Raw genomic sequence first — 20,746 nt, 5'->3', positions numbered from 1 at the left:
TCAGCCCAACGCGCCGGTCAACCGTTGGAGAGCCCCGGATTCCCGCAGGAACTGGCGGTACGTCACCGCGATGCCCTCCGCCAGCGGGATCTCGGGCTTCCAGCCCAGGGCCCGCATCCGGGAGGAGTCGAGCAGCTTGCGCGGCGTGCCGTCTGGGCGGCTCAGGTCGAACTTGAGCCTGCCTTCGTAACCCACGATCCGGGCCACCAGCCGGGCGAGATCGGCAATGCTGATTTCCTCGCCCGAGCCTATGTTGTAGATGGACTGGTCGGGATCGCCTTCCATGAGGTGCACGCAGGCGCGCGCCAGGTCGTCGACGTGCAGGAACTCGCGCAGCGGCTGGCCGGTGCCCCAGATCGTGACCGACGGCGAATCGGCAAGTTTGCCTTCGTGGAACTTTCGTATCAGCGCAGGCAGCACGTGGCTGCGCTCGAGATCGTAGTTGTCGCCGCGGCCGTAGAGATTGGTCGGCATGGCGCTGACGAAGCACGAGCCGAACTCCCGGCGATAGGCCTCGCAGAGCTTCACGCCGGCGATCTTGGCGATGGCGTAGGCCTCGTTGGTGCTCTCGAGCGGGCCGGTCAGCAGGTGTTCCTCCCGCATGGGCTGAGGCGCCAGGCGCGGGTAGATGCACGAGGAGCCGAGGAACAGCAGCTTGGCGACACCCGATTCGTATGCCGCTCGGATGACGTTGGTCTGGATCAGGAGGTTGCGCGCCAGGTACGCCACCGGGTGCCGTTCGTTGTCGAGAATGCCGCCGACCTTGGCCGCCGCCAGGTACACCACGTCCGGGCGTTCGCGATCGAAGAACTGTTGCACCGCGGCCTGGTTCTCGAGATTGAGCTCGTGCCGGGAGGGAGTAAGCAGGTGGGCGTAGCCCTTGCGCTCCAGTTCCCGGCGGATGGCCGATCCCACCATGCCGCGATGGCCTGCCACGAAAATCCGCGCTGAGCCGGTCTTCATGATTACTCCTTGTAGGCGAACACTTCGTAGCCGTTTTCTTCCATGAGCGCATCGCGCCGCGCGTCCTTCAGGTCGCTTTCGACCATCTCCCGCACTAGGTCGGCGAAAGATGTACGAGGCGTCCACCCGAGCTTTTCCCTGGCCTTGCTGGGATCCCCCAGCAGCGTGTCGACCTCGGTCGGACGGAAATAGCGGGGGTCGACCCGGACGATCACCTGGCCGGGCCGGACTTTCTCGTGCACCGCGCTGAAGAGGACGGTGGCCGTCTCCCGAACGCCTTCACCCTCCCAGGAGAGCAGCAGACCCAGTTCGCGCGCGGCCATGTCGATGAATTCCCGCACGCTGTATTGCATGCCGGTGGCGATGACGAAATCGTCCGGCTTGTCCTGCTGCAGCATCAGCCACTGCATCTCGACGTAATCCCGCGCATGCCCCCAGTCGCGCCGGGACGAGAGGTTGCCCAGGTACAGGCAATCCTGCAGGCCCATTGCGATGCGGGCCAGGCCGCGAGTGATCTTGCGGGTGACGAAGGTCTCGCCGCGGCGCGGGGATTCGTGATTGAAGAGGATCCCGTTGCATGCGTACATGCCATAGGCTTCCCGGTAGTTGACGCAGATCCAGTAGGCGTACAGCTTGGCGGCGGCGTACGGGCTGCGCGGGTAGAACGGCGTGGTTTCCCGCTGCGGAATCTCCTGGACCATGCCGTAGAGTTCCGAGGTCGACGCCTGGTAGAAGCGGGTGCGGTCCGTGAGCTTGAGCATGCGGATGGCTTCCAGCAGGCGCAGCGTGCCCAATCCGTCGGTATTGGCGGTGTACTCCGGCTCTTCGAACGACACCCCGACGTGGCTCTGGGCGGCCAGGTTGTAGATCTCGTGGGGTTGCACGGCCTGCACGATCCGGATGAGACTGCAGGAGTCGGTCATGTCTCCATGGTGCAGGACGAAGTTGCGGGAGCGCTCGTGCGGATCCTGGTAGAGGTGGTCGATCCGGGAGGTATTGAAAAGCGACGCGCGGCGCTTGATCCCATGGACTTCGTAGCCTTTGTTCAGCAACAGTTCGGCCAGATAGGCGCCGTCCTGCCCGGTGACGCCGGTAATCAGAGCTCGCTTCGACATGGTGGTGTCCTTATGGCTTAGCTTGCGGACTCTCGGCCGAAAAGGGTCGGCCGGCGGAGAGAAGATTACCGTCGCGGTTGCCGCGACGGATATCGATCAAAGGGTCTAAGGCATTGCCTCGATAGGTCAGACCCGGCCGTACACGTCCTGGAAACGGACGATGTCGTCCTCGCCCAGATAGGCGCCCGATTGGATTTCGATGATGTCCAGCGGGATCTTGCCGGGGTTCTCGAGACTGTGTACTTCACCCAAAGGGATGAAGGTGGATTGGTTCTCGGTCAGCAGGTACTGCTTGTCGCCGTTGTAGATGCGGGCGGTGCCGGAGACCACCACCCAGTGCTCGGCCCGGTGGTGGTGCATCTGGAAGGAGAGGCGGCCGCCCGGTTTCACCGTGATCCGCTTGATCTGGTAGCGCTCGCCCTGATCCACCGAGTCGTACCAGCCCCAGGGGCGCTGGACCTGCCGGTGGTGGGTGATTTCCGTCCGGTGCAGCACCTTGAAGCGTTCCACCAGGCCCTTGATGTCCTGGGACTTGCTCTTGTGCATGACCAGTATGGCGTCGGCGGTCTCGATGACGACGATGTCGTCGAGGCCGATGGAGGCGACCATCCGGTGGGTGGCATGCACCAGGCAATTGCGGGAATCCTCCATCAGCACGTCGCCTTGTATGGCGTTGCCGTCGGGGCACTTCTCCGCGATGCCCCAGACGCTGTCCCAGGTGCCGACGTCGCTCCAGGCGCAATCGAGCGGAATGACGACGGCGTCTTCGGTGTGCTCCATGACGGCGTAGTCGATGGAGTCGGCGGGGCAGGCCGCGTAGCTCGCGGGGTCCAGCTGGTACAGGGCATGGTCGCCCTTGCCGGCGGCCACGGCTTCGCGCACCGCCGCCAGCATGGCCGGCGCGCGCCGGTCCAGCTCGGCCAGGTAGACCGCGGCACGAAAGGCGAACATGCCGCTGTTCCAGTAGTACCCTCCCTCGGCCAGAAAGCGCTGAGCCAGCTCGGGCGAGGGTTTCTCGACGAAACGGCTGATCCGGCGGGCGCCGCCGGGGCCGCTCAAGGGGTCGCCGGCCTGGATGTAGCCATAGCCGGTTTGCGGGGCGTCGGGGGCGATGCCGAAGGTCACCATCGCGCCGCGCGCCGCGTGGGCATGGGCCGAGGCAAAGGCCGCACGCAGAGACTCGCCGTCTTCCAGCACATGGTCGGACGGCATGACCAGCAGGATCGCGTCGGGATCGTCCTCCATGGCGCGCAGCGCCGCGGCGGCTATGGCGGGCGCGGTGTTGCGCGCGCATGGCTCCAGGATCATCTCCAGGGACGTCGCGCCGACGTCCTGCGCCTGCTCCACCGCGACATAACGGTGCACGTCGTTGCACACCAGTATCGGGCGGTACTCCGCATTGGCGGAAGGCAGGCGCAGCAGCGTGTTCTGCAACAGACTGCGGGAGCCGTTCAGGCAGATGAATTGCTTGGGCAAGGTCTCGCGCGAAAGCGGCCACAGGCGTGAACCGGATCCGCCGCACAGGATGACGGCGCGGAAATGGGCGAGGAGGTCGGTCATGAGACGCGCTCCTTGAAGTAGGCTTGGGTGTATGGGTGGACGCTCGGGTGCGAGCCTGCGATGGCGGGGGACATCCAGCGATAGCGGCGATGCTGTTCATAGGGAAAGGCATGCGAGGCCGTCGCCAGCGGCGCTTCGAAAGCCAGGACGATATAGTGCGTTGCCTTGCCGGGTTCCTCGGCGAAGTTGGTGTGATAGAAGTGCTCGTACACGCCGCGCGCGGTCCACGCGGACGTCGGAAGAATGAGCGACAACTCCTCGCTCGCGATGCGCGCGCGCGCCTGGGCCAGCGATTCGTTCTTGCGGATGCGTCCGCCCGGCACGAACCAGGTGTCCTTGGCCGGGGGATTGCTGCGCAGCCCCAGCAGGTATGCCCCGGCGCTGTTGCGCAGCAGCAAGTCGATGGCGACCAGCGGCAGCATGTCCACGGCTTTGCGGAAATCCTCGGCGCTCAGAAAACCCGGGACCGGAAGCGCCGGATCGTCAGTACGCATTGCGGCCGGTCCAGCCAGAGAGCGCGGTCCTGGCAATGATGCGCAAGTCCATGAGGAACGACCAATGCTGTATGTAATACAGGTCGAACTCGATGCGGGCACGCATTTTGTGCACGGTTTCGGTCTGGCCGCGATAGCCGTTCACCTGGGCCCATCCGGTGATGCCCGGCTTGACGCGATGGCGCATCATGTAGCGGTCGACAACGTCCTTGTAGAGCTCGTTGTGCGCCAGGGCGTGCGGCCGCGGGCCCACGACCGACATGTCGCCCTTGAGCACATTGAAGAACTGGGGCAGCTCGTCCAGGCTGGTGGCGCGCAGGAAGGCGCCCAGGCGGGTGACCCGGGCATCGTTGCGGGTTGCCTGCGTAACGGTGCCGTTCTCCTCGTGCACGGTCATGGTCCGGAATTTGTAGACGTTGAAGACCTTGCCGTCCACGCCCAGCCGCGGCTGCTTGAACAGCACCGGCCCTCGCGAAGTGAGCTTGACCAGCACGGCGATGACCAGCATCGCCGGAGAGAAGGCGATGATCGCGCCCAGGGAAAAGACGCGGTCGAACATTTCCTTGGCCCAGCCCCGGATGCCGATGGCCGGCAGGCTGTTCAACTGGATCGCGGGCAACCCCATGAAGTTGTCGATCCGGTGCCCGAGCAGCCTGATCGACATCATGTCGGGAATCCAGCGGATATCCACCAGATCGTTGCGCAGCTGGAACAGCACCTCGTGCACTTTCTGGCCTTGCTCCATGGGCAGCACGATCCACACTTCCCGCACGCTCGCCTCGCGGATGAAGTTCGACAGCCCTTCGAGGGAAGTCAGGCGACGTACGCTGCTGGGCAATCTTTCGTCGGTGCCGGTATAGATGCCGGCGACCTCGTAGCCGGTCGCGCGGAAGTGCTCCACCCGGCGCCAGAGCTCGCGGCCCAGGGTGCCGAACCCGACGATCAGCACACGCTTCTGGTTCAGCCCGCGGTCGCGCGCGGCGCCCAGCGCGGCATAGATGCCCAGGCGCAATCCCACCAGCGACAGTGCCGTCAGGATGAACCAGGCGGATGCCCAGGGGAATGAAATGATGCCGCTCTGGTGCATGAGGAAGCTCAGCAGGATGCCCAATCCGTAGACCGTGCACCATGCCGCGAGGATGCAGAGCAGCAGTTCGCTCAGCTGGCGCCCGCGCCACGAGCCGTATAGCCGGAAGGCCGGGAAGACGAGCAGGGCGGCCAGCGAGCAGAAGGCGATCAGGAAGAGATGGATGGGCGGAGCCGACAGGTTCGTGCCGGAAGGCAAGCGCCATTCCGCCGCGGCAAGCCCGCAGCCGACGACGAGGCTTGCGTCGAACAGCCGATAGAGAACATGGGCGCCGCTCAAGCGCTCGGATTCCGGAAAGGCAGCCGACTCCATCACGCACTCCTGGGTTGTATGGGGAAAGTACGCAGACTGATGCTATGTGTTTGCGGCCACAGCGTGCCGCCACGATGCAAAGCTTATTGAGCGCCTGCTGGCGGCGAAACAGCCGGATGGATGAATAGAAGGATGAAGTAGGACCTAAACCGTCCGTCCAATGGGCGGGGATGGCAAAAAAAGGTGGAATGGCGCAACCCGACTGAACCGGGGTATCCGACAGGCAACGTAGTCACCCACCGTGAGCTGCCATGAAAACTTTCATCGAGACCACCTTCCGGACTTTCATCATCGCGCTGGCGATAGCGTCGCTCGGCGCGTGCGCGTTCGCACCAGGCATGCGCTTCGATCCCGACTGGCCGGTCGATCCCAATGATCCGAAATCCGTTCCGCGCATGACGCAGATCACGCCTTCGCTGGTGCTGGAGGAAAAGCGCGTTCGCGAAGCCCAGGCAGATACAGCCTACCAGGCTCTGGCGGGCAACGGCATGCCCTATGTGATCGGGCCCGGCGACATCCTTTCGATCGTGGTCTGGGACCACCCCGAACTCGTTCTTCCGACGCAAACCTACGCCATCGGGACAGGCGCCACCGAACTAACCCTAGGCGATACGGCGTCGAACATTCCGGGCTATCCGGTCTCGTCCGATGGCTACATCCAGTTTCCCTATCTGGGGCTACTGAAGGTGGCCGGCTTGACGGACATCGAGGTCCGTAATCTGATCATCAAGAACGCGGGCGACTATATCCGGAACCCGCAGATCACCGTACGCGTGCTCGGCTACCGCAGCAAGCGGGTGTACCTGGAAGGCGAGCTGAAGAATCCCGGCACCGTTGCCATGAACGATCTACCGCTGAATCTCATGGAGGCCATCAATCGGGCGGGCGGCCTGTTGCCGTCCGCGGATCGCAGCCGGGTGTACGTGCTTCGCGGGGGGATGGCGACGCGCGTGGACCTCCCTCGCCTGATCGCACGGGGCATGGACCTGACCAAGGTCATGCTCAAGCCGGGCGATATCGTGCGCGTGTCGCCGCGCGAGGAAAGCAAGATATTCGTGATGGGCGAGGTGAATGCGCCGCAGGCCATGGTCTTGCGCGATGGCCACATGAGCTTGACCGAAGCCCTGGGCAATGCCGGAGGGGTCAACCAGAACACGGTGGATCCGTCGCAGATCTTCGTCGTGCGGACCACGCCGGAGGCCTTGCCCGAGGTCTATCACCTGGACAGCAGCTCGGCATCCGCCTTGGCCGTGGCCGAGCAGTTCGAGCTCAAGCCCAAGGACGTTGTGTTCGTGGATACCGGCAACTTGGGCCGGTGGAACCGCTTCATCAGTCTGCTGTTCCCGAGCACGCAGACCGTATATACCGCCGCTGCCGTCGGACGTTGAGGCATGGCGGCCAGGACCGATCCGAGCATGAAACTTCTTTACAAGCGAGCTGACGATGACCTTGCCCATTGAATCGTTCGAGCCTTCGATGCCTGCCAGGCGCCCGGAGACCCCCGTATCGTCGTACATGGACGCGCTGGTGGCGCGGCGGTGGTCGATCCTGGCAGCGGTGCTGGCGACGATCGCGGTGGCGGTGGTTTATCTGCTGCTGGCGCGGCCGGTCTATCGCGCCGACATTCTGGTGCAGGTCGAAGAAGAGCAGCCCACTTCGCCGGCGCGCACCTTGCTGGGCGACGTCTCCGCCATGTTCGACCTGAAGCCGGCCACCTCCGGGGAAATGGAGATACTGCGTTCGCGCACCGTGGTCCGCGCGGCCGTGGACCGGTATCTGCTGTACATCGACGCATCGCCCGACTACTTTCCGGTGGTCGGCCGTTGGCTGGCCAAGCAGGACTACGGCCAGACCGTCGCGCAATGGCTGCCGGCGAACGGTTATGCGTGGACCGACGAGAAGATCGCCATCGGCAAGCTGGACGTGCCGCGTTCGTTGCTGGCCAAGAAGCTGCAGATCACGGCGCTCGGCGATGGCCGCTATCGCCTCGTCGACCGGAAGAACGATCTTTCCTTCGAGGGGCGGGTAGGCCAACTGGAGCGATTCGCGGTGCCGGATGGGTCGATCGACATCCAGGTCGATGCGCTGGAGGGCGCTCCCGGCACGGACTACACGGTGCGCAGGCGGTCGCACCTGATGGCCGAGGAGTCGGTGCAGGCGCGGCTGGGGGTCTTCGAGCGAGGCCGGCAATCGGGCGTGATCGGCGTTACCTTCGAAGGCACGGATCCCGTGCTGACCGCGGAAATACTGAACGAGATCGGGCGTGAGTATGTGCGGCAGAACGTCAATCGCCGCGCCGAGCAGGCGGAGAAATCGCTGGCGTTCCTGGACAGCCAGCTGCCCGCCATGAAGAAGGCTCTGGACGAGGCCGAGACGAGGTACAACGCCTTGCGCAACGCGCGCGGCACCATCGACCTGAGCGAAGAAGCCAAGCTGATACTCACGCAGTCCACGGAAGCCCAGACACGCGTCGTCGAGCTGCGGGCGCGGCGCAGCGAGCTCGACACCCGCTTCTCGCGATCGCACCCCAGCATCGTGGCCATCGACCAGCAGATCGCTTCGCTGAACGCGGACATCAACCGGCTCGGCGGCCGCATTCGCCAGTTGCCCGACCTTGAGCAGGACGTCGTGCGGCTGGTGCGCGACGTGAAGGTGAATACCGAGCTCTATACCGCGCTCCTGAACAACACCCAGCAGTTGAAGCTGATACGCGCCGGCAAGGTCGGAAACGTGCGTCTGCTCGATACCGCCGTGGTGCCGGAAGAGCCGGTGCAGCCCAAGCCGGCCATCGTCCTGGCGGTGGCCGCCGCGGCGGGGCTGATCGCGGGCACCTTGCTGGCACTGATGCGCAACGCCTTGTTCGGCGGCCTGTCCGATCCGGACGAGGCGCAGCGTTTCACGGGCTTGCGGGTGCTCGGCACCATTCCCTACAGCGAGGCGCACGAGCGGCTCTGGCGCCACAGCCTGAAACGCAACGCAGGCGTCCAGCCACTGCTGGCGCAGAAGCGCGGCAAGGATCCATCCATCGAGAGCTTGCGGGCGTTCCGCACCGTCATGCAGAAGTCGCTGCAGCATTCGGTCAGCAACGTGCTGGTATTCACCGGTCCGGTACCCGGCGTCGGCAAATCGTTCCTGTCGGCGAATTACGCCTTTATCCAGGGTGCGGTGGGCAAGCGGGTACTGCTGATCGACGCGGATTTCCGCAAGGGCCAGTTGAATCGTTATTTCAACCTGCCCAAGGACTCGGGGCTGTTCGAGGTGCTGGCGGGAACCACCCCCGTCGAGAAGGTCAGCAAGCACAGCGTGGCCGAAGGGGTGGACTTCATTTCCACCGGCGTCGTGACCTTCGATCCCTCCGAGCTCCTGGCTTCTCCGGCATTCGCTCCCACGCTCAATGCCTTGGCCCAGGATTATGACCTGGTCATCGTCGATACGGCGCCGGTGCTTTCCTCATCCGATGCCGCCGCCGTGGGCGTCCATGCGGCGGCGGTCGTCATCGTGGTGAGGGCGGGCATGAATACGGTCGGAGAGATCCGGGAAACCGCCAAGCGCCTGATGGAAGCCGGTGCGCCGGTGGATGGCCTGGTCTTCAATGGCCTCAAGCTCCTTCCCAAGCGCTACGGCTTCCGGCCCAAGTATGGCAACTATCGCTATGCACGGGCGGAGTACTACAGCGACGAGGCAGGACGGGCGTCCTGAACGCTGCCGCCCAGCGGAGATTCAATGATGGGCAGGCGCCGCGGCGGGTCCGGTGCGCCGCCGTTTCAGCTGCCGGCCTTCCCATAGGCCGACAGCCATCAACACGGCGGTGGTCAGCCAACCCATGGCGAGCAGGCTGACCGCGTAGCCGACGGGAATCAGCACGACGAGGACCAGTGCGCCCGCGATGTGGGACCGCGGGATGGCCGCATAGACGACCTTCTTGTAGATGGCGCTACCCAGCAGGTAGATGGCCGGCCCCGCGACGAGCGCGATGACCTGCGCGGTGTCCAGCCGCGCGTCCGGATGTTCCAGGACCAGGTCGTTGCCGACGGCGGTGGCGATGATGCCGGCCACCAGTATGGCGTGGATGTAGTGGAAATACGCGCCGATGCGGCCCGGGTCGCTGGAATGGGTGATGGCCGCGGTGGCGTCCTTGCTGGAAGTGCCGAAATACAGCCACCACATGGCCAGGGTGCCGAGGAAGGTCGCCAGCAGGCCGGACAGGATCGGCGGCGTCCAGGCCGGGGTATCGGCCAGCGTGGCGCCGGTGGCGAGGAGGGTCTCGCCCAGGGCGACGATGACGAACAACTGACAGCGTTCGGCCAGATGGCCGCCCTCGATCGTCCAGTCGCTGGTGCGCGAGCGGCCCAGGCCGGGGAGGGCGAAGCCGAACATGGGCGAGACGTATTCGCACAGTACCGCGATCAGCCACAGCGCGGCGCGCGTTTCCTGCTGCGCCGCGATGCCTCCGGCCACCCAGAATACGGCGGCGATGACCAGCCAGCCCAGCATGCGCCGATAGTTGGGGGCAAGCGGATGATCCGCGGGAAGCTGCCAGACGATGAAGGCCGTGCGGCCGACCTGCATCGCCGCGTAGGCCCCGGCGAAAAGCAGTCCCCGCTCACCGAAGGCTTCGGGAATGCTGGCCGCCATGCACAGGGCCAGCACCATGGTGGCAAAGAGCAGGCCGCGGATGCGCGGGGTCTCTGGGTCGAACCAGTTGGTGACCCAGCAGGTGTACTGCCAGCCCAGCCAGACGGCCAGCCACAGGATCAGCGATTGCATCACGCCGCCCGGGGTGAGATGGTGCAGCAACTGGTGGCTGAGTTGGGTGACGGCGAAGACGTAGATCAGGTCGAAGAACAGTTCTTCGAAGGTGACGCGGGCATGGTGTCCGTCGCGATGGCGCAGCAGCGGGTGGTGGGCGGAGTCGGGTGGCATGTCGGCAAGCCTCGGTTTCAACACGCGGTTTAAGATATCCGGAAACACTGATGCTGCCTATCGAGTCCGCGCGGCGGCGCCCGGGTTTCCGGACGCCGGGCCGAGCGCCTGGACGGCACTGTTGTCCGGGCGCAACTGGCTCCAGGCCAGCGCGCCATTCCCCATGGAGCCGCCATGCCCGAGCAAATGGACCTGCCGGGCGTCGACCCCGCCCCCGCGCGACCGGGAGGCGGAGCGAGGCCGACGGTCACTCGCATGTTGTTCTTCGCCGTCTTTCCCGACGCCGAGGCGGCCGCACGGCTTCATGCGGCCGCGTCGCGGCTGCGGCGCAGCAGGGGGCTCACGGGCCGGGTGCTGGCGCCCGAGCGGCTCCATGTGACCTTGCAGCCGTTGGGCGGCGACGAATGGCTTGCGCCCCCTTTGCTGCGGGCGGCCTGCGAGGCAGGGAAGGCCGCTGCCGCGCACGCGCCCGCCGTCCCGGTGGCGTTCGACCAGGCCATGAGCTTCGGGCGCCGACGCATGCCTCCCTATGTCCTGGCCGGGGAAGCTGGCGCGGAGGGGCTGCGGCTGTTGCACCGGACCTTGGCCAGGCACGCCCGCAGCCGCGGCCTGCCGGCCGGGTCGGCTTTCACGCCGCACATGACGCTGCTGTACGACTCGCAAGCCGTCCCCCGGCACGACGTCGAACCGGTTGCCTGGACGGCGCGGGACCTGGTGCTGGTGCTCAGTCATCGCGGATTGACCCGCCACGAGGTCGTGGGCCGGTGGCCGCTCGCCGCCGGCACGTTACAGTAAAGAAGTAATCGCATGGCCGAGCAGGTTGTCCGCATGCTCGAGGAGGGCCACCCATGAGAATCCCCGTCCCGCTCAACGCGCTGCGCGCCTTCGAAGCCGCGGCCCGCCACTTGTCCGCCAAGGATGCCGCATTGGAACTCGGCGTGACTCCGTCGGCCGTCAGCCACCAATTGCGCACGCTGGAAGAGGCGCTGGGCGTGGAACTGCTGCGGCGCATCGGCACCCGGCTCGAGTTGACCGAAGCCGGGCGCCGGCTGGCGCCCGGCTTGAATCGGGGATTCGAACACATTGCCCAGGCCGTCGGAAACCTGCGTCAGGAGCGGCTGGACGGGCCGCTGCGTTTGAACATGCTCCCTTCGTTTGCCACGCAATGGCTGTCGCCGCGACTGGCACGCTATCCTTTCGAGCGCCATGGCTTTTCGCTGGAGATATCGACCACGCAGGAAGGGGTGGATCTTGCCGCCAGCGAGGCCGACGCCGGCATCTGGCTCGGAAACGGGCTGTGGCAGGGACTCGTGGCCGACCGGCTATTCGAGGCGTCGGTCGACTTGTATGCCCGACCCGGCTACGTGCGAGGTTCGGCGGACGAACGGCTGGCCGCGCTGCGCAAGGCCAATCTTTTCGTCTCGCGCCATTGCCCGGGCTGGCGCGACTGGATGGAGAGCCTGCCGGCGGGGCGATTCGAGCCGGCCCGCACTACCCAGGTCGATTCGGGCGGACTGACGCTGCAGGCGGCGGCCGACGGCGCCGGCGTGTCCATCGCCGTGGCGGAACTGGCCGACGCCGGCGTGCAGGCCGGGCGGCTGGAATCGGTGTTCGGGCACCGGATGGCGACGGGCGTGGGGTTCTACCTGGTTTATCCTCCCGCGCTGCGCGAGGACAGGCGCCTGCTGAACTTGAGCCGCTGGCTGCACCGGCAAGCGGCCGCGATGCGCGAGGGCGAGGAAGACGGACGAATTGCCTGCGACGCGGCGGGATGATCAGGCCATGCCGTCCGGCGCGCCGTACAGCGCCTCGCCCCGGACCTGGACGCCATCGGTGAAACGCATGATTTCACAGGCACGGGTCCGCCGGGCGCCCTGGATGGCGACGTAATGGACGACGACGGTCTGGCCCGGCTCGTCGCAGATGGCGGCGATGAGCTCGAACCGCAGGCCGGGACGGTCGGCCAGCGCGGTTTGCCAATAGCGGCGCAGCGCCGGCTTGCCCCGCACGAGACTGCTGCCGGTGTAGGGTTGCGCCAAGGTGCTGACGAACTCGGCGTCGTCGGAAAAGACCGCCAGTACCGCTTCCACGTCGGCGCGGTTCCAGGCGCCGATCCAGGCCTCGGCATGGGCTCGGAGCTGGGCGTGGGACAAGGTGGGCATGCTCATATCCAGAACAGGACGATGGTCAGGGCGGTGAGGGCCGCCATGGCGCGGTTGATCCACAATGCCGTGCCGGGACGCCTAAGCCATGGCCGCAACGCGGCGCCGAAGCCTGCCCACACCGCGATGCAGGGCAGCCCGACGGCGGCGAACACGGCGCAGATCAGCGCCAGGTGGCCGAGATAGCGGTCGCCCGGCGGGGCGAATACCGCCACGGCGGTGGCCGCGGTCAGCCAGGCCTTGGGGTTCACGAACTGAAACGCCATGGCCTGCAGAAAGGTGATGGGGCGTCGGGCACGGGTTTCTTTCAGCTCCGCCGCCTGCCAGAGCCTGGCGGCCAGCCACAGCAGATAGAGGCTGCCCGCGACTTTCATGGCCATCTGCAGCCTGGGTTCCAGCGCGAGCAGCGCACCGAGGCCGGCACCGGTCAGCCAGAGCTGCAGGATGACGCCCAGGGGAATGCCAAGCATGTGGGGGCAGGTCCGCCGGAAGCCGAACATGAGTCCGGACGACATCAGCATGACGTTGTTGGGTCCGGGGGTGATCGACATGACGCAGACGTAGGCCGTGAGGGCCAGGAACAGGCTGTTCTCCATCGTGTTCTTCTAGAGAGGCGCGCCTCGGGCGCGCGCCGACTCGTTATTCTGGTCCGCCGCGACGCCGCGGACCAGCGAGAATTTCTCAAGCGCCGATGAGATTTCGAAGCGGGGGGCCAGGCCGCGCGGCGCGGCCTGGTCAGGAAGCATGGCGTCAGTCGTGTGCCGCCGTGTCCTCCAGCAGCGAATCCGGATGGGCGAGCCAATCGCCTTCTTCGCCTTCGCGCCGGGCATTGCCGTCGAGCAGCAGGCCCTTGGTCAGTTCCAGCGCCTGCCGCTCGAACAGCCGGCGGTAGAGGCCGTTGCGGATGCGGATCAGCGACTCGTGGTCGCCTTCCTCCACGACCCGGCCCTTGTCCATGACGAGCAGCCGGTCGAGCGCCCGCACGGTGGACAGGCGGTGCGCGACGACCAGCGTGGTGCGGCCTTCCATCAGGCGTTCCATGGCCTGCTGGATCAGCACCTCGCTCTCGCTGTCCAGGCTCGAGGTGGCCTCGTCCAGGATCAGGATGGGCGCATCGGCCAGGAAGGCACGGGCCAGGGCCACGCGCTGGCGTTCGCCGCCGGAGAGCTTGACGCCGCGCTCGCCCACCAGCGTCTCGTAGCCGTGCGGCAAGGCCGAGATGAAGTCGTGGGCGCTCGCCAGGCGGGCGGCCCGTTCGATTTCCGCACGCGAGGCCTGCGGCCTGGCGTAGGCAATGTTCTCGGCCAGCGAGCGGTGGAACAGGATGGGTTCCTGTTGCACGATGGCGATCTGCTGGCGCAGCGAATCCTGCCGGACGCCGGAGATGTCCTGCCCGTCGATCGTGATCCGGCCGCCGGTTACGTCATAGAGGCGCTGGATCAGCTTGATGAAGGTAGTCTTGCCCGACCCGGAATGGCCGACCAGGCCGACTCGTTCGCCCGGGGCGATGCGTATCGAGAAGTCCTCGTAGAGCGGCCTGTCGTGCGCGCCATAGCGGAAGTCCACGTGCTCGAAACGGATCTCGCCCTTGTTGATGACGATGGGCGGCGCATGGGGCTTGTCCTCGATGCCCAGCGGCTGGCGTTCCAGCGCGACAAGCTCTTCCATGTCGTTGACCGAGCGCTGCAGGTTGCGGATGTCCATGCCCACGTCGCGCAGATAGCCTTGCAGCATGAAGAAGGTCGTCAGCGCGAAAGTGATGTCGCCCACGCTGGCCTGGCCGCGCGCCCACAACAGCAGGGCCGCGCCCACGATGGCGGCCTGCATCAGGACCAGCATGCCGCCCTGGATGCCGCCATTGAGCGTGCCGCGCAACCAGGTACGGCGGGTGCGCAGCCGCCACTTCGACACCACGCGCGACAGGCGCGTTTCCTCGCGTTCTTCGGCGCCGAAGGCCTTGACCACGGCATTGCAGGTGATGGCGTCGGCCAGGGCGCCGCCGAGCCGGGTGTCCCAGGCGTTGGCCAGGCGCGCCGCAGGCGCGACGTATCCCAGCGAGAGCGCGACGGTGACCGCCACATACAGCAGCGAGCTCAGGCCGATGATCGCGCCCATGAGCGGCCAGTTCACGCCCAGCAGCAAGGTCGCGCCCACCAGCATGACGACCGAGGGGAGCAGCGAGACCAGCAGGGTGTCGTTGAGCAGGTCGAGCGCCCACATGCCGCGCGTGATTTTGCGCACCGTGGATCCGGCGAAGCTGTTGGCATGCCAGTCGGTGGAAAAGCGCTGCACGCGGTGGAACGCATGGCCGGCGATCGTACCCATCATCTTGAGCGTCAGCACGATGATGTTCCGGAACGCGACCTGGCGTAGCAGGGTGCTGCCCACCCCCAGCGCCACGAGCAGCCAGAACGCCGCGATGGCGGCGCGCCAGGCCACCTCGTCGCTGGCCGCGCCCGAGGCCACCGCGTCGACGAGCTTGCCCGCATAGAGCGGCGTCAGCACGTCGGCCAGGGTGGACAGCAGGACCGCGAGAACGATGGCGAGGATGCGCCAGGGCTGCGCGGCCCAGTGGCGGAAGGTGAAGCCGAGGACGTCCTTGAAGGATTGCCCGCGAAAATCGAGTTTTTTGAAAGCCATTTGCGACAGCCCGTGCTCGCGGCGGAGCCGGGTCTCCAGAGTCCGGAAAAAAGGAACAGACAGCCGCCGCGCGCCCCTTGGCATGCGGGGAAAAGAACCGTCCGGGAGTGCGCAGGCGTTGGGGGACCTGCGGAAGCGGCGAACTAGAGGTGCCGCGGAATCATGCCGGAGACGACGATGTGCGCGATCAACATTTGACGTCTCCTTGAAGTGGCGAGGGTGGGGAAGGGAAAAACCTAATATACAGTCTATCAAGCGGCAGGATTGCAAGCAACGGCGAGGGCCCCCAGGTGTGGTCCCGGGAATACACTTGCCCTGCGCAAGCGTAGCCTTGCACGCGGAACCATTGCATTCCAGTTTCAGGGGAAGACATGAACATTGCAGTAATGGGGGCCGGCGCGGTCGGCAGCTACTACGGCGGCATGCTGGCGCGGGCCGGGCATCCGGTGGTCCTGGTCGGCCGGCCGGCGCACATGGATGCCGTACGGCAGCACGGGCTGCTGCTCGACATGCAGTCATTTCGGGGGCACCTGCCGATGACGGCCAGCGAACGTCCCGAGAGCGTGGCCGACGCGGAACTCGTCCTGTTCTGCGTGAAATCCACCGATACGGAAGAGGCGGGGCGGCTGATCCGCCCGCACCTGCGGTCAGATGCGGTCGTGCTGAGCCTGCAGAACGGCGTGGACAATGCCGAGCGGCTGCAAGCGCTGCTGGCACAGCCGGTCATCCCGACCGTGGTCTACGTGGCGGTGGAAATGGCCGGAGCGGGACACGTGCGGCATCACGGCCGCGGCGAACTGGTGCTGGGGCCTTCGGCGCGCAGCGAGGAAGTCGCCGTGGCGCTGCGTGCCGCCGGCATCCCCGCCGAGGTGTCGGAGAACGCCATCGGCGAGCTGTGGGCCAAGCTCATTCTCAACTGCGCCTACAACGCGCTGTCGGCCATCGTGCAGACGCCGTATGGGCGCCTGGCCCAGGGCGCGGACGTCCTGGACGTCATGCGCGACGTGGTCGACGAATGCCTGGCCGTGGCCGGCAGGCTCGGCGTGGCCGTGCCCGGGAACGCATGGGAGGCGGTGCTGCGCATCAGCGAGACCATGCCCACTCAATTGTCTTCGACGGCGCAGGACCTGGCGCGCGGCAAGCGCAGCGAGATCGACCACTTGAACGGCTACATCGTCCGCAAAGGCCGCGAGCTGGGGGTGCCGACGCCGGTGAACCGCACGCTCGCGAGCCTGGTCAAGCTGATCGAGACGCGGTCGGACGGGGCCGGCTGAGGCCGCCGACAGGAACGAAACCTGCTGGTCGCGCAAGGCCTGCGCATTCGATTCCTGGAGGTGGACGATGAACGCGCTATCGAAAGAAATGCAGCTTTGCGTCGACGCGTGCCTGCGCTGTTATCAATCATGCATGGGCGCCGCCATGAACCATTGCCTGGAGCGGGGCGGGGCGCACGTGGCACCGCCGCATTTCCGGCTGATGCTCGCCTGCGCCGAGATCTGCCGCACGGCCGCTCATTTCATGTTGTCCAGCGTGCCCCAGCACCGCCATCTGTGCGCCGACTGCGCCTCGATCTGCCGGCAGTGCGCCGATAGCTGCGATAGGCTCGACGGGATGGACCAGTGTGCGGCGGACTGCCGCAGCTGCGCGGACGCTTGCGAACGCATGGCGGGGTAAGGAGCCGGGCGGACTGTTCCCCCGCGCCTTGGCGAGCGGCCCGGCGTTCCCCTATGATTCGGGGTGCCGGATGAAGAGGCCGACTCGGCCGCGGCCGGCGCGGGAGCGAGCGTGGCGCAGGAACACCGAAAGGCCAGGCGCAACTATCCCTCGGCCGATGCGTTCGGCAAGCCGGACGAGGGGTGGCGGCTGCGGCTGTACACCATCATGTTCGAGACCGACACCGAAGCCGGGCGTCGGTTCGACCAGCTTCTTTTCCTCATCATCCTCGTCAGCCTGGCGGTGGTCATGGCCGACAGCGTGGAGTACCTGGCGGTTCGCTTCGGCACGCTGTTCGGCGCCCTCGAATGGGCCTTTACCGTCCTCTTCACGGTGGAGTACGTGCTGAGGCTGCTGTGCGTGCGGCATCCCTGGCGCTATGCGTCGAGCTTCTACGGCGTGGTCGACCTGCTGGCGTTCCTGCCTTCGTACGCGGCTCTCTTGCTGCCCAATCTGGCCTTCCTGATCGGCATCCGCGTGCTGCGCCTGCTGCGGATATTCCGCGTCTTCAAGCTGCGCCTGTTCGCCGAGGAATACGTGCTGCTGGGCCGGGCGCTGCGTGCGTCCGCCCGCAAGGTCATGGTCTTTCTTTCGGTCGTGTTGCTGATCGTGCTGGTCATGGGAACGATCATGTACGTGGTGGAGGGGCCGGCCAACGGCTTCACCAGCATCCCGACCGGAGTCTACTGGGCCATCTCCACCATCGCGACGGTGGGGTTCGGCGACATCACTCCGCATACGCCGCTGGGCCGCTTCATCGCCTCCATCATGATGCTGCTGGGCTGGGGAATACTCGCCGTGCCCACGGGCATCTTCACGATGGAAATGACGCTGGCGGAAAGCGCGCGCCGCCAGGGCAAGGTCCGCACGTGCCCGGCTTGCCTGACGCCCGGGCTGGACCACGACGCCAACTACTGCAAGCACTGCGGCGCGGCGCTGGGGGAGGGGGCGCAGCGCGGCGCCCGCTAGCGGCGCGCCGCCGAAAAGCTACCTGGCGTCGGGCGCGATCCCGTAGTAGCCGTAGGTTTCGGTGAAGCGGTTGCGTTCATGCCGGTTCAGCCACAGCCGCATCAGCCATCGCTTCTTGTCCTCCTCTTCCCAGTCCGTGAACTCCGTGCGCGAATGCAGCGTCACGTGATTGTTCAGCCATTGGATGTCGCCAGGCAGGAAGGCCATGGACAGGCACAGCTCGGGCGATTCGGCGTAGTGGTCGATCAGGTCCAGCAGGCGCCTGTGGCCTTCCGTGAGGGGCGGCGCACCTTCGTAGCGCTGGGCCGACTCGATGAAGTTGCGCAGGTACATCATCGACAGCTTGCCGTGGGTCCAGCCGCAGATGGACGTGACCCAGTAGGGCTTGCCGGTGACCGCATTGCGTTCGCCACGATGGTCGAACCAAAGAGGCTGGTACAGCAGCGGGATCACGTCGGGATGATCGCGCAGGAGCGCGTTATAGATGCTGGTTGAACTGACCACCAGGCTCGCGCCGCCGGCCTTGGCGGTGCGCACGCACATCAGGCCGACGATATCGGCGCCGTCGACATGGAAAGGGGCGGCCCGGTTGGTATGGTAGAAGCGGGTATTGGCGTTGGTTTGCGGATCGGCGCCGGCCGTCGTGTCGCGCACGTGGCCGAACAGTTCGCCGCGCGCGTTCTGGACGACCGCGGTGCCGAGGTACAGGCCCAGGCCCCAATAGGCCACGCTACGCTCTTCGATGCTCCATTCGTCGACCGGCAGGCCTCGCCACATCTCGAAGCCGCGGCCATTCTCCAGTTCCTCGCCCAGAGCGTCCAGGCGCCGGGGCAGCGTGGCCAGCGGGAAATCCTCGCGCGTGATGGCCTCGAGCGGCTTGCCCGTGCCGCGGGCAACCGCCACGGCAGCCCTGATTTCGGCGACCTCGGCCGGCGACAAGGTGTAGATCCAGCTCTTGTCGGCCTCCATCTGCGCGCGGGTCCAGGCGCTCGGGCCGGTATAGGGCTGTTGCAGCGTTTCCGTCATGTGTGGCTCCTGTTTGGCGGTGTGAGGCTCACCCTGCGATCGAGCCGGCGCGGGCGCGGCCTTTGAGGATGGGCCAACCTATGGTTATGAGGACGAACAGGCCGGTGACCAGCTTGAGGTCGGACGGCACCAGGCCGAACGAAAGCACCAGCGAGCTGAGCTGGTAGTACAGCAGCGAGCCGACCACGGGCGCGCACAATTGCCTCAGCAAGGTGCGGCGGCCGATGATGAGCGCCGCCAGGCCGTTGATCAGCATGCCGAAGCCCATGTTGACGTCGCCGTAGCCCTGGCTTTGCGCCAGCAGGGCGCCGGCGGCGGCGGTGATGGCGTTGGCCAGTCCCAGGCCGACGACGATGTAGCGGGTCGAGTTCACCGCCAGGGCCGGCGCCAGCTGGCTATTGGCGCCTACGCCGCGCAGCGCCAGGCCGACGTCGGTGTGCAGCCCCCACCACAATGCCAGCACCAGTACCGCCAGGGCCGCGGCCAGCAAGCCGCCCTGCAGGGCGAGGCTTTGCATGATGGCCGGATCTATCCAATCGTAAAGATTGGGCAGGCCGAACAGCGGCGTGTTGGGCTTGCCCATCAGCCGCAGGTTGACGCTCCACAGCATCGTGATGGTGAGAATGCCGGCCAGCAGCGAATGCACGCGGAATTTCAGGTGGATGAGCGCGGTCACGGCGCCGGCCAGGAATCCTGCGGCGGCCGCGAGCAGGGTGCCGAGGAAAGGATGCAGTCCTGCGGTGATGAGCGCCGCGATCAGGCAGCCGCCCAGCGGAAAGGCCCCTTCGGCCGTCAGGTCGGGGACGTTCAGCAAGCGGAACGGAATCATGACTCCCATGGCCACGAAGGCGTACAGCAATCCCTGTACCGCCGTGATGGGAATGAGATGGTAGAAGGTGTTCAGGACTTCCACGGGCTGCTCCGGCGGGCGGCGGCCCGCGCAAGGTCGAATGACGTGGGGCGGGATGCGTTCATGCGTTGGCCTGCAGCAGTATCTGGTCGCTGGCGCCGCCGAAGCGCTGCACCAGGTCGGCCACGCTAAGCCGGCGTTTCTCTTCACGCGCGATGTCGAGCTTGACGCGGCCGCATTCCATCATCAGCAGGCGATCTCCGTATTCCAGGGCATGGGCCATGTTGTGAGTGATCATGAGCGTGGTGAGGCGATGCTCGGCCACGATGCGCCGGGTCGCCTCCATGACCAGCTGCGCGGTGCGCGGATCCAGTGCCGCCGTATGTTCGTCCAGCAGCAGGACGCGCGGACGGTTCAGGGCGGCCATCAGGAGCGCCAGCACCTGGCGTTGCCCGCCCGACAACAGGCCCGCGGCTGCACCCATGCGGTTTTCCAGGCCTAGTCCGAAGCGCGCCAGCTCGTCGCGAAAGCGCGCCCGTTTCTGGTGGTTCAGCGCCATGCGCAGTCCACGCCTGCGGCCCCGCATGGCGGCGAAGGCGAGGTTCTCCTCGATGGACAAAGCCGGCGCGGTGCCCACCATGGGGTCCTGGAACACGCGCGATACCCATTGCGCGCGCCGGTGCACCGGCCAGGACGACACGTCCGTGCCGTCGATCACCGTGCGGCCCTGGCGAGGCCGGATGGCGCCCGCAAGAACGTTAAGCAAGGTGCTCTTGCCGGCGCCGTTGGTGCCCACGACCACGCAGAAACTGCCATCGTCGAGGGAAAGATCCAGGCGGTCAAGCGCGATGCGTTCGTCCGGCGTGCCTGGATAGAACACGACATCGATGTCTTCGAGCTCGATCATGCGGGGACTCCGGCGCGGCTCAATC

The 20,746-nt window shown here is 66.2% G+C and carries 19 protein-coding genes; 7 read left to right on the top strand and 12 right to left on the bottom strand.

What is annotated here, in order from left to right; genetic code table 11:
* The 5 genes from CDO44_RS14765 to CDO44_RS14745 form a co-directional block, all read right to left on the bottom strand.
* Positions 1-963 carry a GDP-L-fucose synthase gene (locus tag CDO44_RS14765; RefSeq protein WP_087780966.1) on the bottom strand — a complete coding sequence of 321 codons (963 nt, stop codon included), beginning with the start codon at positions 961-963 and terminating at the stop codon, positions 1-3.
* A 2-nt stretch (positions 964-965) separates the two neighbouring features.
* Positions 966-2,078, bottom strand: a complete 1,113-nt coding sequence (gene gmd / locus CDO44_RS14760; protein WP_087780965.1) for a GDP-mannose 4,6-dehydratase — start codon at positions 2,076-2,078, stop codon at positions 966-968.
* A 126-nt stretch (positions 2,079-2,204) separates the two neighbouring features.
* Positions 2,205-3,638, bottom strand: a complete 1,434-nt coding sequence (locus CDO44_RS14755; RefSeq protein ID WP_087780964.1) for a mannose-1-phosphate guanylyltransferase/mannose-6-phosphate isomerase — start codon at positions 3,636-3,638, stop codon at positions 2,205-2,207.
* Positions 3,635-4,132 carry a GDP-mannose mannosyl hydrolase gene (locus tag CDO44_RS14750; protein ID WP_158213294.1) on the bottom strand — a complete coding sequence of 166 codons (498 nt, stop codon included), beginning with the start codon at positions 4,130-4,132 and terminating at the stop codon, positions 3,635-3,637. Before CDO44_RS14750 ends, CDO44_RS14755 begins: the two co-directional genes overlap by 4 nt.
* On the bottom strand, positions 4,122-5,531 hold the full coding sequence (locus CDO44_RS14745; RefSeq protein ID WP_087780963.1) for an undecaprenyl-phosphate glucose phosphotransferase: 1,410 nt from the start codon (positions 5,529-5,531) through the stop codon (positions 4,122-4,124). Before CDO44_RS14745 ends, CDO44_RS14750 begins: the two co-directional genes overlap by 11 nt.
* Before the next feature lie 251 nt (positions 5,532-5,782).
* Here CDO44_RS14745 and CDO44_RS14740 point away from each other — a divergent pair, with 251 nt between their 5' ends.
* Both CDO44_RS14740 and CDO44_RS14735 read left to right on the top strand, forming a co-directional pair.
* On the top strand, positions 5,783-6,919 hold the full coding sequence (locus tag CDO44_RS14740) for a polysaccharide biosynthesis/export family protein (RefSeq protein WP_233146193.1): 1,137 nt from the start codon (positions 5,783-5,785) through the stop codon (positions 6,917-6,919).
* A 55-nt stretch (positions 6,920-6,974) separates the two neighbouring features.
* Positions 6,975-9,230 carry a polysaccharide biosynthesis tyrosine autokinase gene (locus CDO44_RS14735; protein WP_087780962.1) on the top strand — a complete coding sequence of 752 codons (2,256 nt, stop codon included), beginning with the start codon at positions 6,975-6,977 and terminating at the stop codon, positions 9,228-9,230.
* A gap of 21 nt (positions 9,231-9,251) precedes the next feature.
* Here CDO44_RS14735 and CDO44_RS14730 read toward each other — a convergent pair whose 3' ends face one another.
* Complete coding sequence (locus tag CDO44_RS14730; RefSeq protein WP_087780961.1) at positions 9,252-10,454, bottom strand: low temperature requirement protein A; 1,203 nt, start codon at positions 10,452-10,454, stop codon at positions 9,252-9,254.
* A 174-nt stretch (positions 10,455-10,628) separates the two neighbouring features.
* On the opposite strand from CDO44_RS14730, the gene CDO44_RS14725 reads away from it, so the two are divergent.
* Positions 10,629-11,249: a 2'-5' RNA ligase family protein gene (locus tag CDO44_RS14725; protein ID WP_087780960.1), complete on the top strand. Its 621-nt coding sequence runs from the start codon at positions 10,629-10,631 to the stop codon at positions 11,247-11,249.
* Positions 11,250-11,302: 53 nt separating this feature from the next.
* A complete protein-coding gene (locus CDO44_RS14720) occupies positions 11,303-12,229 on the top strand; it encodes a LysR substrate-binding domain-containing protein (RefSeq protein ID WP_087780959.1) in 927 nt (308 codons plus the stop codon).
* Here CDO44_RS14720 and CDO44_RS14715 read toward each other — a convergent pair whose 3' ends face one another.
* From CDO44_RS14715 to CDO44_RS14705, 3 genes are all read right to left on the bottom strand, one after another.
* Entirely contained in the window at positions 12,230-12,616 is a 387-nt protein-coding gene (locus CDO44_RS14715) for a nuclear transport factor 2 family protein (RefSeq protein WP_087780958.1), read from the bottom strand. It lies immediately after the preceding gene.
* Between the two features lie 2 nt (positions 12,617-12,618).
* The gene (locus CDO44_RS14710) at positions 12,619-13,212 is read right to left on the bottom strand and encodes a LysE family translocator (protein ID WP_087780957.1); all 594 of its coding nucleotides are present in this window, start codon (positions 13,210-13,212) and stop codon (positions 12,619-12,621) included.
* Between the two features lie 154 nt (positions 13,213-13,366).
* Positions 13,367-15,256, bottom strand: coding sequence for an ABC transporter ATP-binding protein (locus CDO44_RS14705; protein ID WP_087780956.1), 1,890 nt, complete (start codon positions 15,254-15,256; stop codon positions 13,367-13,369).
* A 371-nt stretch (positions 15,257-15,627) separates the two neighbouring features.
* On the opposite strand from CDO44_RS14705, the gene CDO44_RS14700 reads away from it, so the two are divergent.
* The 3 genes from CDO44_RS14700 (at position 15,628) to CDO44_RS14690 (ending at position 17,938) form a co-directional block, all read left to right on the top strand.
* Positions 15,628-16,530 (top strand): ketopantoate reductase family protein, encoded by a 903-nt coding sequence (locus tag CDO44_RS14700; RefSeq protein WP_087780955.1) that lies wholly within the window; start codon positions 15,628-15,630, stop codon positions 16,528-16,530.
* A 67-nt stretch (positions 16,531-16,597) separates the two neighbouring features.
* Positions 16,598-16,930 carry a four-helix bundle copper-binding protein gene (locus CDO44_RS14695; protein ID WP_087780954.1) on the top strand — a complete coding sequence of 111 codons (333 nt, stop codon included), beginning with the start codon at positions 16,598-16,600 and terminating at the stop codon, positions 16,928-16,930.
* A 63-nt stretch (positions 16,931-16,993) separates the two neighbouring features.
* Positions 16,994-17,938, top strand: coding sequence for an ion transporter (locus CDO44_RS14690; RefSeq protein ID WP_233146192.1), 945 nt, complete (start codon positions 16,994-16,996; stop codon positions 17,936-17,938).
* An 18-nt stretch (positions 17,939-17,956) separates the two neighbouring features.
* Here CDO44_RS14690 and CDO44_RS14685 read toward each other — a convergent pair whose 3' ends face one another.
* Genes CDO44_RS14685 through CDO44_RS14675 form a run of 3 tightly spaced genes read right to left on the bottom strand, consistent with a single transcriptional unit; the run spans position 17,957 to position 20,721 of the window.
* The gene (locus CDO44_RS14685; RefSeq protein ID WP_087780953.1) at positions 17,957-18,964 is read right to left on the bottom strand and encodes a TauD/TfdA family dioxygenase; all 1,008 of its coding nucleotides are present in this window, start codon (positions 18,962-18,964) and stop codon (positions 17,957-17,959) included.
* Between the two features lie 28 nt (positions 18,965-18,992).
* Entirely contained in the window at positions 18,993-19,877 is an 885-nt protein-coding gene (locus CDO44_RS14680; RefSeq protein WP_087780952.1) for an ABC transporter permease, read from the bottom strand.
* Positions 19,878-19,935: 58 nt separating this feature from the next.
* Positions 19,936-20,721, bottom strand: a complete 786-nt coding sequence (locus CDO44_RS14675; RefSeq protein WP_087780951.1) for an ABC transporter ATP-binding protein — start codon at positions 20,719-20,721, stop codon at positions 19,936-19,938.
* Between the last annotated feature and the right edge of the window lie 25 nt (positions 20,722-20,746).

Source organism: Pigmentiphaga sp. NML080357, assembly GCF_002188465.1.
Classification (GTDB): domain Bacteria; phylum Pseudomonadota; class Gammaproteobacteria; order Burkholderiales; family Burkholderiaceae_B; genus Pigmentiphaga.
This window is presented reverse-complemented; position numbering and strand designations above follow the sequence as displayed.

Bases quoted from the DNA above. Each gene is read 5' to 3' on its own strand.
- CDO44_RS14765 (WP_087780966.1), bottom strand. From the start codon at position 963: ATGAAGACCGGCTCAGCGCGGATTTTCGTGGCAGGCCATCGCGGCATG.
- gmd (WP_087780965.1), bottom strand. From the start codon at position 2,078: ATGTCGAAGCGAGCTCTGATTACCGGCGTCACCGGGCAGGACGGCGCC.
- CDO44_RS14755 (WP_087780964.1), bottom strand. From the start codon at position 3,638: ATGACCGACCTCCTCGCCCATTTCCGCGCCGTCATCCTGTGCGGCGGA.
- CDO44_RS14750 (WP_158213294.1), bottom strand. From the start codon at position 4,132: ATGCGTACTGACGATCCGGCGCTTCCGGTCCCGGGTTTTCTGAGCGCC.
- CDO44_RS14745 (WP_087780963.1), bottom strand. From the start codon at position 5,531: ATGGAGTCGGCTGCCTTTCCGGAATCCGAGCGCTTGAGCGGCGCCCAT.
- CDO44_RS14740 (WP_233146193.1), top strand. From the start codon at position 5,783: ATGAAAACTTTCATCGAGACCACCTTCCGGACTTTCATCATCGCGCTG.
- CDO44_RS14735 (WP_087780962.1), top strand. From the start codon at position 6,975: ATGACCTTGCCCATTGAATCGTTCGAGCCTTCGATGCCTGCCAGGCGC.
- CDO44_RS14730 (WP_087780961.1), bottom strand. From the start codon at position 10,454: ATGCCACCCGACTCCGCCCACCACCCGCTGCTGCGCCATCGCGACGGA.
- CDO44_RS14725 (WP_087780960.1), top strand. From the start codon at position 10,629: ATGCCCGAGCAAATGGACCTGCCGGGCGTCGACCCCGCCCCCGCGCGA.
- CDO44_RS14720 (WP_087780959.1), top strand. From the start codon at position 11,303: ATGAGAATCCCCGTCCCGCTCAACGCGCTGCGCGCCTTCGAAGCCGCG.
- CDO44_RS14715 (WP_087780958.1), bottom strand. From the start codon at position 12,616: ATGCCCACCTTGTCCCACGCCCAGCTCCGAGCCCATGCCGAGGCCTGG.
- CDO44_RS14710 (WP_087780957.1), bottom strand. From the start codon at position 13,212: ATGGAGAACAGCCTGTTCCTGGCCCTCACGGCCTACGTCTGCGTCATG.
- CDO44_RS14705 (WP_087780956.1), bottom strand. From the start codon at position 15,256: ATGGCTTTCAAAAAACTCGATTTTCGCGGGCAATCCTTCAAGGACGTC.
- CDO44_RS14700 (WP_087780955.1), top strand. From the start codon at position 15,628: ATGAACATTGCAGTAATGGGGGCCGGCGCGGTCGGCAGCTACTACGGC.
- CDO44_RS14695 (WP_087780954.1), top strand. From the start codon at position 16,598: ATGAACGCGCTATCGAAAGAAATGCAGCTTTGCGTCGACGCGTGCCTG.
- CDO44_RS14685 (WP_087780953.1), bottom strand. From the start codon at position 18,964: ATGACGGAAACGCTGCAACAGCCCTATACCGGCCCGAGCGCCTGGACC.
- CDO44_RS14675 (WP_087780951.1), bottom strand. From the start codon at position 20,721: ATGATCGAGCTCGAAGACATCGATGTCGTGTTCTATCCAGGCACGCCG.